The organism is Streptomyces sp. NPDC007162, from assembly GCF_040634175.1.
Taxonomy (GTDB): domain Bacteria; phylum Actinomycetota; class Actinomycetes; order Streptomycetales; family Streptomycetaceae; genus Streptomyces.
Window position 1 is genome coordinate 1 of record NZ_JBEYFC010000529.1, and the last position, 5980, is coordinate 5980.

5 protein-coding genes are annotated in these 5980 nt (G+C 71.7%); all 5 read right to left on the bottom strand.

Annotated features, from left to right (window positions below; translation table 11 throughout):
• A partial coding sequence (locus ABZ646_RS38160; RefSeq protein ID WP_360529763.1) for a serine/threonine-protein kinase occupies positions 1–885 on the bottom strand: 885 nt, incomplete at its 3' end.
• Positions 886–1084: 199 nt separating this feature from the next.
• Entirely contained in the window at positions 1085–2044 is a 960-nt protein-coding gene (locus ABZ646_RS38165) for a threonine/serine dehydratase (protein WP_360529766.1), read from the bottom strand.
• 85 nt (positions 2045–2129) lie between these two features.
• Entirely contained in the window at positions 2130–2807 is a 678-nt protein-coding gene (locus ABZ646_RS38170; RefSeq protein WP_360529769.1) for an AIM24 family protein, read from the bottom strand.
• A gap of 56 nt (positions 2808–2863) precedes the next feature.
• Positions 2864–4213 carry a CAP domain-containing protein gene (locus ABZ646_RS38175; RefSeq protein ID WP_360529772.1) on the bottom strand — a complete coding sequence of 450 codons (1350 nt, stop codon included), beginning with the start codon at positions 4211–4213 and terminating at the stop codon, positions 2864–2866.
• A 101-nt stretch (positions 4214–4314) separates the two neighbouring features.
• The gene (locus tag ABZ646_RS38180; protein WP_360529775.1) at positions 4315–5541 is read right to left on the bottom strand and encodes a serine hydrolase domain-containing protein; all 1227 of its coding nucleotides are present in this window, start codon (positions 5539–5541) and stop codon (positions 4315–4317) included.
• Positions 5542–5980 lie beyond the last annotated feature (439 nt).

Genomic DNA, 5980 nt, shown 5'->3' on the forward strand with positions numbered 1-5980 from the left:
GGCCCGGGCGGCCACGTAGGCGCCGCGCAGCCGCGGAACCGGGGCCGGCTGCGCCATCGTGTCGGGGTCCTCGTCGAGGACACGGGTCAGCGCGTCGCGGACCACCGGACGGCTCAGCCGCTCCCGGGAGTTCTTCCGGAGCAGGCCCTGGATCACCTGGGTCAGCGGACCGGCCCGCAGCGGGGTGCGCAGCGGCAGCCGGTCCACGCCCTTCAGGGTCGCGTCGGCGCGGCCGCGGTCCCGGAACGGCGGCCGCCCCTCGACCACCGTGTACAGGATCGCACCGAGCGCCCACAGGTCGGCGGCCGGTCCGATGCGCTCGTCGCGGGCCTGCTCAGGGGAGGCGTACGACGGTGCGGTGACCCTCGGGGCCAGCGTCGCGCCGGCGAGGCCGAACCCGGTGAGCACCACCGGGCCCTTGTCACGGACGAAGATCTGGCCGGGACTGAGCTCCCCGTGGGTGTAGCCGTCGCCGTGCGCGGCATCCAGCACGTCGAGCACCTCCAGGCCGATCCGGGCGGCCCGCGCGTAGTCGAACGAGGCTTCCCGGGCCAGGAGTTCGCTGAGTGGTGTGCCGTCGATCAGCTCCGTGACGGTCCAGAGCGCGCCCGCCTCCTCGAAGGCGTCGATCACCATGGCGACCCGGCCGGGCCGCAGCGCGCTCATGACCTCGGAGGAGCGCAGTATGCGGGCGGTGGTCCGGCGCACGGTGTCCGCGCTCGGCGGCTCGGGGAACCCGATCTGGGTCACCAGTCGCGGTCGCTCGGACTGTACGTCCTCCGCGTACCAGCTGATGCGGTTCGGCTCGCGGTCGGCGACTTCGAGGAGCCGGTACCTTCCGGCGACCAACTCTTGTACAGAGACATGCGCCTTGACCATCGTCATCCCTCGTCGGAACTCCTGCCTCGTCTTGTGCAGAAGTACGGGGGACGCGCCCCGGTTTGTTCAAAGGATCTGCAACTCCGGGGCGGTTCTTTCCTTTTATTCAACCGGCGGCACCCGCGGCCGACTTTGGGAAAACGGTGCATGTCCGAGCCTCGACCTGCGGGTAACCGACGGTAAAAACCAGACCGCGAGGCGCTCGTCAGTCCAGCCCGAAGCGCTCCGTCCACTCGGCGATCTCCCGGTGCGTCACATTGCCCCCGCACACCACGAGGCCGATGCGCGCCCCGTCCCCGACCCGCTCCAGCACCTGCCGGGCGGCCGGCAGCAGACATCCGGCGGCCGGCTCGGTCCACACCTTGGCGTGCTCGGCGAACTCCAGGCTGCCCCGGACGGCCTCCCGGTCCGCAACCACCAGGACCTCCTCCACCAGCGACGCCGCATGGTCGTACGTCAGCCGGGACACGGCCGGCGCGCTGAGCGTCGTCACGATCGACGACCCCCGCACCGGCAGCGGACCGCCCGCGGCCAGGGCCTCGGACATCGCCTGTGCGCCCCGCGTCTCCACACCCCACACCCGCAGGTCCGGGCGCCGGTCCCGCAACGCCACCGCCACACCCGCGATCAGGCCCCCGCCGCCGATGCTGACGAGCACATCGGTGAGTTCGTCCGCGTCCTCGGCGAACTCCAGGCCCAGCGTGCCCTGCCCGGCGATCACGACCGGATCGTCGAACGGGTGGACCAGGGTGAGCCCCTCGTCGCGCAACACGTTCACCAGCTCGAACGCCGAGTCCATCCCGTCGGTCAGCCGCACCGCCGCCCCGGCCGCCTCGACCAGCGCGATCGAGCGGGCGGGGGCCGTACGGGGCATGACCACGGTCGCCTTCACATGGAGCGCCGCCGCCATCACCGCGAGGGCGATGCCGTGGTTGCCGCCGCTGACGGCGACCACGCCGGCCGCCCGCTCGGCCGCGCTCAGCGACAGCAGCTTCGCCGTCGCGCCGCGCGCCTTGAACGAGCCGGTGCGCTGGAGGAGTTCCAGCTTGGCCGTGACGGGGGCGCCGAGCAGCTCCGACAGACCGGGGCTGGACACCGTGGGAGTGCGGACGACGTGGCCGGCGATCTGCTGGGCGGCGGCTTCGATGTCCGAGATGCCGATCAAGACGGTTCACCCTTCCGGCGCGGGGGCGGAAGACCGCGCCTTCGGCACCCTGACCCGGACGGACGCCCCTGGTCAACCCGCGGCGTCAGTGCTGCTGAGCCTTCTGCGGGGTGGCCTCGCTCGGCCGGACCACGACGTACCCGTCGCCCTGGAGCATCAGCTGGACCGCTTCGCCCGAACCACCGCGCAGCATCGACCCGATGGACTGCGAGCGGTGCAGCGAGGTCTCCAAGTGCGCGGTCCACCCCACCACCGCGTCCGTGTCGACGTAGACCGGGGACTGCGGGGAGACGGGGATCACCAGCGGGTTCCCGTCGCAGATCAGCCCGAGCTTGCCGTACCCGGAGAACACGCTGTTGAACAGACCGCCGCCGGCTATGCCGGATCCCTTCACGGTCCTGATCTCGTAGGACAGGGACGCGTCGAAGCACAGGACGTTGCGGCCGTTGACCGTGAACTGGTCACCGGGCTCCACCTCGACGATGAAGCAGTTCTGGGCCTCGTGCGCGAACCAGGCCTCGCCCTGGCCCAGCACGGACATCAGCGGCAGCCCCTCACCGGTGACGGCGCGCTTGAGCATGCCGCCCACGCCCTGGCCCTTGCGCTCGAACCTCAGATTGCCCCGGTGCGCGATCATCGCCCCCTGGCGGGCGTACATCTCGCCGTTCACCGCGTACTTGACGCATTTCGCGTTCTCGATCGTCATACCCGGCTCGACGGCCGCCGCGACCATGTTCTCAGTGGAAAAGAGATCACCCTTCATGCGGGGCATGGTGTCCCGGAGGGATGCGTTCCGCCAAGATCGCGGACCGTACCGGTTCAGGCACCGAACAACTGGGTCCAGTAGGTGGCCGCCCGGCCGCCGCCGGCGAAGCCGGTGCCTATGTGGGTGAACTCCGGTTTCAGGATGTTGGCCCGGTGTCCGGGGCTGTTCATCCAGCCGTCCACCACCTCGGCGGCGGAGCGCTGGCCGCAGGCGATGTTCTCGCCGATGGTGCGCCGCCGGGAGCCCGCGGCGGCGGCCCGGTCCCAGGGCTGGGAGCCCTCGGGAGAGGTGTGCGAGTAGAAGTCGCGGGTCGCCATGTCGGTGCTGTACGCCTGGGCGGCGTACGCCAGCTGCGGATCCTCCGCGAGCGGGCGGAGCCCGGCCCGGGCGCGCTCCCGGTTGGTGAGCTCGACGACCTCCGCCCGGGTGCGGGACAGCTCGGCCTCGGTGAGGGGCCTGGCCCACAGCGCGGTCCAGTAGGTGTCCCCGTCCCGCGGGCCGCGGGCGTGGGCCAGGCCGGCGTGGGTGAAGGCCGCATCGAGCAGGGTGCGCCGGGCGTCCTCGGTGGCCAGGCAGTAGTCGACGAACTCGGCCGGGGTGCGGGGACCGGACACGAGGTGTTCGCCGACCGTGACATAGGCGAAGCCGGTGCCGGTGATCCGTTGGTGCACGAAGACGCCGTCGCGGCCCTCGGTGGTCAGCCGGCCGGCCTCGGCCATCGCGGTGGCGTGGGCTCGGGCCGCTGTGACCAGCCGGGGGTCCGGGGCCACCGGCGGCCGCCCGGCCCGGGCGCGGGCGGAGTTGACCGGGCCCAGGGGATCGTCGGGGTCGGGGAGGGCGGCGGCCGCGGGGCGGCCCGGCGCCGTCGCGGTGCGCTGCGGCGGGATGGTGGCGCGGAAACCGGCCGGTCGCTGCGGCTGCCGGTCCTCGACGACGTCCACGCCGTAGTCCCGGGCGAGCCCCGCCAGTCCGTCCGCGTACCCCTGGCCGACCGCGCGCAGCTTCCAGCCGGTGCCCCGGCGGTATATCTCGGCGAGCAGCAGCAGGCTCTCCGCCTGCGGCCGGGGCGGGGCGAAGCGGGCCACCGGATGCCCGAGGCGGTCGGTGACGTGCAGGGTGGCGGCGGGCAGTGTCCCGAGCGGGGTGCCCGGTTCGGCGGCGGTGACCGTGAGGGTGACCCGCACGGCGCCGGACCGCAGCAGGCCGGGCTCGACGGTCAGCGTGTCGCCGCGCAGCCGGACGCCGGGCGCGTCCGGCTGGTTGTAGAAGACGAAGTCGGCGTCGCCGCCGACCTTCCCGCTCTCGTCGGTGATCAGGGCGGACACGTCGAAGGGGCCGGCCACCCGGAGCGTCAGCGCGCCGTCCGGGAGGGGCACGTTGCCCCCGGGGACCAGCTCGCTCATCTCGCCGCCTCTACGAGGTCAGGGGCCGAACACCGCGCCCGGTGGGGGAGTCGCCGGTTGAACGTCCGGTCCGGGCGCGAGGTTCCCTGCCGGTCCCGGTGCTACTGCTCGCGCGGCGCGGCCGGGGCCACGTCCTCCCGCTCAAGCGGCGTGTCGAGGCGCCGCGTGGAGCGCTGCTTGCCGCAGAAGGCCGGCTCCAGCGTGTCCGCCAGCGTGTTGAGCACGGCGGAGCTGTTGGAGGCGTTGGCGAGAGCGGTGAGGCTGCGCTTGCCGTCCTTGGTGGTGAAGGCGTACGTGTAGTAGCCCTGGACGGCGCCCGTGTGGCCGTACACCGAGATCCCGCAGGACAGGTCGCGGCGGCGCAGCCCCAGGCCGTAGGAGGTGTTGGAGTTGACGCGGGTGAAGCGCTCCATCTCCGCCAGCCGGGCGGCCGAGGTGAGCTTTCCGCCGGCCAGCGCGGAGTAGAAGGTGTTGAGGTCGCGGGTGGTGGAGATGATGGCGCCCGCGCTCTGGGCCCAGGACACCGTCTGCTCGGTCGCGTCGATCGGCTTCGCGCCCGCCTGGTCCGCGGTGAGGTAGCCGTTGGCGTGCTGCCCGGGGATCTTCGTGTCCGGGTGGACGTAGAAGGTGTCGGTCAAACCCAGCGGCTTGAAGATGCGGTTCTCGTACTCGGTCTTCACGCTGTGCCCGGTGAGCTTCTCGATGAGCATGCCGGCGACCACGAAGTTGGTGTTGGAGTACGAGTAGGCGGCGCCCGGCGCGTTGGTGCGCGGCTTCTGCAGGGAGAGGTTCACCAGCTGGCGGTAGGTGAAGACCTTGTTCCGGACCGCTTCGAAGCCCGACACGCTGCTTGCGAACATGTCGTCGGTGTAGTCGTACAGACCGCTGCGGTGGCTGAGCACGTGCCGCACGGTGATGCGGTCGTCCGGGAGCAGCCCCGGCAGATAGCGGTTGACCGGCGCGTCCAGGGCGAGCCGGTGCTCGTCCACCAGCTGCAGAAGGACGACCGCCGAGAACGTCTTGGTGACACTGCCGACGCGGAAGCGGTCGGCGGTGGTGATGGCCCTTCGGCTCATGCGGTCGGCGACGCCCTGCGTCGTCCGGTAGACCTTCGCGCCCTCGTCGATACGGGCCATCGCGCCGGGCGCCCCCTTCGCCACGACCGAGCGCAGCACCGCGGCCAGTCCCGCGGTGTCCGGTGCCGGCAGGGCGTTCGCCGTTCGTGGGTGTGCTCCCGCCTTCAGCGGCGCCGCCTGGGCCGGGACCGCGAGCAGTGACAGTGCCACCGCTCCGAGCACCGCGCTTCTGCTGACCATTGCCGAGACCATCCGGACCTGCTCCTCTCCGTGCTGTTTCCGATGCGAGATGGGTCACATCCGGTTCGGGGAACCTTCTCGCATCCCGTCACATCTCCACAGCCGACGCACAGTTGGTCATCCAGCGATCACCGTGCGATGCGGTTTCGCAAAGTATCGCCACGAAAAGCAAGAAAAGCGACGAACTGCGCTTTACATGGACATGACTCGTCCGGAAGGGTTGCGGCCGGGGCCCGACCAGCCCCCTTGGCGTCCCACGGCGTCATTCCGCACGGCGGTCGACGACCCCGACCGCCGTCTGAGCAAAGGAACCCTGATCAGTGCGTAGTGCGCACATACGCGGCATGGCGGTCGCCGTCGCCGTGACGACGGCCGCCACGGGCCTGGCCGGTACGGCCTTCGCCGGTCCCGACACGGGGGTGCACGGTTCGGCCGCCGCCGCCACGACGGC